This is a genomic window from bacterium (assembly GCA_027622355.1).
Classification (GTDB): domain Bacteria; phylum UBA8248; class UBA8248; order UBA8248; family UBA8248; genus JAQBZT01.
On sequence record JAQBZT010000297.1, the window covers coordinates 1 to 3442 of the forward strand.

The window sequence follows — 3442 nt, forward strand, 5'->3', positions numbered from 1 at the left end:
CCGCCTCGATGAGGTAATCGAATTTCGTCCGGCCGCAGTAGCGCGGCGTGATGCCGAGGGCCTCGACCAGCGCATCGGGCGGCGGCGCGCCTGCCTCCGGCACGGCGGGAAAGTCCATGCCGATCCAGCCGCTTTCCTCCCGCGTGCAGATGAGCGTGCCGCTCTTCGTGGAAAAGTGCGCCGCCTCCTGCACCGGGAGAAAATTCTCCTCCCAGAGCACGTGGGCGCTCGCCAGCGTCGCGTGGCCGCAAAGGTCCACCTCGACCGCCGGGGTGAACCAGCGGAGCCGGAAGCCGTTTTCCTCGCGGTGGAGGAAAGCCGTTTCGGAGAGGTTCATCTCGGCCGCGACGCGCTGCATCCACCGCGCATCGAAGGCCTGCGGCAGGATGCAGACCGCCGCCGGATTTCCCGCGAAGGGAGCATCCGTGAATGCGTCCACCTGAACGAGGGGAAAGGACATGCGCGCGCTACGCTTCCTCCGCCGGATCGCCGGGGCGGACGGCGCCGCCCGCGATGATCTCGGCATTGAGGCCGCATCGGTTGATGAGGGCATCCGCGATGCCGGGGACGCCGACGGTGCGCTCGAGGTGCTTGCAGGGATCGTTGAGGCGCACCCCGCGCAGGGTGGTCCCGCCGACCCGGAAGGTCTTGCCCACGAGATGATGGAGGGGCGCGCCGCGCGTGATGATGTTGAAGCGCACGTCCGCGCCGGTGACCTGGATGCCCTGATCGCGGGCGATGGTGTCCATCACCTCCTGCTCGAAGAGGGTGACTTCCCGGTGGGGGCCTTCGTTTTTCGAGAAGGTGCCCTCGCCCTTGGCGTAGCGGTCGCCCTCGACCCCGGCGCCCTCGATGAGGCGGATCTCATCCGGGGATTCCATCGGCGCGGCCGCCGCGGGCGCGAGATGGACCGAAACGACTTCTCCTTTCCACATGATCTACTCTCCCATTCGATCGCCGACGCGGACCCGGCCGCCCGCGACCACCTCGGCGTTCAGGCCCGAGCGGTGGACGAGGGCCTTCACTACCCCCTCGATCTGAACCAAGTTTTGAAAATACCGGCAGGGCTCGTTCAGCCGCACCCCGCGGAAGGTCACGCCGCCCACCTTGAATTCTTTCCCCACGAGGCCCATGAGCTGCACCCCGCGCGTCACGATGTTGCGGCGGCAAAGAACGCCGGGAAGTTCGATGCCGTCATCGCGCTTCAGGGATTCGAGCACCTCGCTCTCGATGAAGGTCACGTGCCGGTGGGGCCCGGCCGCCTTCGAGTGGGTGCCGCTCTCTTTCGCGTAGCGATCCCCCGCGAGGCCGCGCCCCGCGAGCGCCTCCACCTCCTGGAGGTCGGTCATCGCCTCGCCCGCGGCGGGCGCCGTATGGATCGACACCACCTCGCCCTGCCAAGTAGACATCCCCATCTCCTCTCTGCTCCCTCTCCCTTCATTTGGGGTCCCCGCCGAACGAAGTTCGAGCGGGGTGGGGGAGAGGGATGGGGTGAGGGCACACGCAGCTTCCCTCCCCCTGCCCACCCTGGACTACATTTTCTCCCGGATGCGGGAGATCGCCTCGGCATCGCCCGGGAAGCCGGCGCCGTCCAGCTTCGACCAGATCAGCGTCCCGTCGAGTTCGAGCTCGAAGGCGCCGATACGGAAGCGGCGGTCCTTGTTCCCGGCGATCTCGATATCGGGAAATTCTCTTTTCAGCGCCTGAGCCAACTGCTCAAACTGGGGGCCGTAGTTTCACTTCTGGCAGTATTCGACGTGCAATCGCATGGGAGGGCCTCTCCGCTTTTGGAAAAGTGTCTGACAAAAAACCGGCGGTATCCTCTGCCAGGGACGCATTGTCGCACCCAAGCCCAGCGGGCGGCAAGGACGGCTCTGGCGGCATGAACCACACCGGCCGCGCCCTTTTACTTTTTCCCCGCCGCGCACTAGGATTTCCCGGAACCCATCAAACAGAAGAAGGATCGCGCCGTGGGCGTCCCCCCGTTTGAGCTTCTCGAGCCGGAAACCGTCGAGGCGGCGAGCCGCATGCTGGCCGAAAACGGCGCCATCCCCCTCGCCGGGGGCTCGGCCATCATCAACCTCATGCGCCAGCGCATCTTCACCCCCGAGCGTCTCGTCTCCCTCCACCGCATCCCCGGTCTCGCGGAGATCCGCGAGACGGCGGAGGGCGGCCTCTTCATCGGCGCGATGGCCACCCTCCGGCGGATCGAAACCCACCCCATCGTGCGGGAGCGCTACCCCCTTCTCGCCGGGACACTCTCCCAGGTGGCGAACGTGCGCGTCCGCGGGACGGCGACCCTCGGCGGCAATCTCGCGCACGGGGACTACCGCCTCGATCCGCCGGGCGCGCTCATCGCCCTCGAAGCGCGGCTCCGCCTCGGCTCTACGCGGGAAACGCGCGAGATGCCTGTCGCGGATTTCTTCACCGGCTTCTTCGAGACGGCGAAGGCGGAGGACGAGATCATTCTCGGGGTGGAGCTGCCGCCCCCCGCGCCGGGAACTTCCGGCCATTATCTCAAGTACACCGGGCACGCCTCGGCCGAGTGGCCCTGCATGGGGGTGGCGGCGCTCCTGCGAAGGGGGGAGGAGAAAATCATCGAGGACGCGCGCGTCGTCGTGACGGCGGCCGCGGCGATTCCCCTGCTCGTGGAAGGGGCAGGCGATCTCCTCCGCGGGGAGCGGATGACCGAAGCGCTGGCCGCTCAGGTCGGCGGGATGGGCGCCGCGCAGCTCGAACCGATGGACGACGCCAACGGCTCGGCCTGGTACCGCAAGGAGATCGCCCCGGTGCTCATCCGGCGGGCGCTGCTCGCGGCGGCGGAGGGATAACGGAATGGACCCGCGCGAATCGATCGAATGGAGCGTGGTCGGGCACGACATCCCCCGGCTCGATGGACCCGAGAAAGTACGCGGCGAGATCGCCTACATCGGCGACATGGAATTTCCCGGCGCGCTCCACCTCGTCCTTGCGCGGAGCGACCGGCCCCACGCGAAAATTCTCCACATCGACACCGAAGCGGCGGCGGCCGCCCCCGGCGTCATCCGGGTGGTGACGGGAGAGGACATCCGCCGGATGAAGGATGTGGACCCCTGCTTCGGTCCCGCGTTCAAGGATCAGCCCATGCTCGCCATCGGGAAGGTCCGCTACGCGGGAGAGCCCATCGCCGCCGTCGCCGCCGAGAGCAAAGAGGCCGCCGAGGCCGCCGCCGCGCTGATCGATGCCGGCTACGAAGACCTCCCGGCGGTGTTCGGCCCCCTCGAGGCCGCCCGGGAGGGCGCGCCGCTTCTTCACGATGCCCTCGAACCGGTGGGGGCCTTCGCCGACCTCATGTCCCTTCAGGGGAAGGCGAACAGCAACATCTGCACCCACTACAAGCTCCGCCACGGGGACGCCGCGCGCGCCCTCGAAGAAGCCGATCAGGTGTTCGAGGACACCTTCT

5 protein-coding genes and 1 pseudogene are annotated in these 3442 nt (G+C 67.8%); 2 read left to right on the plus strand and 4 right to left on the minus strand.

From position 1 onward, the window contains the following. The 4 genes and pseudogenes from O2807_13725 to O2807_13740 all read right to left on the minus strand — a co-directional run. On the minus strand, positions 1-460 hold a 460-nt coding region (locus O2807_13725; protein MDA1001561.1), incomplete at its 3' end, for a PhzF family phenazine biosynthesis protein. Between the two features lie 7 nt (positions 461-467). Beyond that, on the minus strand, positions 468-935 hold the full coding sequence (locus O2807_13730) for an MOSC domain-containing protein (protein ID MDA1001562.1): 468 nt from the start codon (positions 933-935) through the stop codon (positions 468-470). A gap of 3 nt (positions 936-938) precedes the next feature. Beyond that, positions 939-1409 (minus strand): MOSC domain-containing protein, encoded by a 471-nt coding sequence (locus O2807_13735; protein ID MDA1001563.1) that lies wholly within the window; start codon positions 1407-1409, stop codon positions 939-941. A 123-nt stretch (positions 1410-1532) separates the two neighbouring features. Next, positions 1533-1721 (minus strand): annotated as a pseudogene (locus O2807_13740) (SelT/SelW/SelH family protein). 249 nt (positions 1722-1970) lie between these two features. Between O2807_13740 and O2807_13745 the strand changes: the two are divergent. After that, entirely contained in the window at positions 1971-2831 is an 861-nt protein-coding gene (locus O2807_13745; protein ID MDA1001564.1) for an FAD binding domain-containing protein, read from the plus strand. Positions 2832-2835: 4 nt separating this feature from the next. Continuing rightward, a partial coding sequence (locus O2807_13750) for a hypothetical protein (GenBank protein ID MDA1001565.1) occupies positions 2836-3442 on the plus strand: 607 nt, incomplete at its 3' end.

Bases quoted from the DNA above. Each gene is read 5' to 3' on its own strand.
- O2807_13735 (MDA1001563.1), bottom strand. From the start codon at position 1,409: ATGTCTACTTGGCAGGGCGAGGTGGTGTCGATCCATACGGCGCCCGCC.
- O2807_13730 (MDA1001562.1), bottom strand. From the start codon at position 935: ATGTGGAAAGGAGAAGTCGTTTCGGTCCATCTCGCGCCCGCGGCGGCC.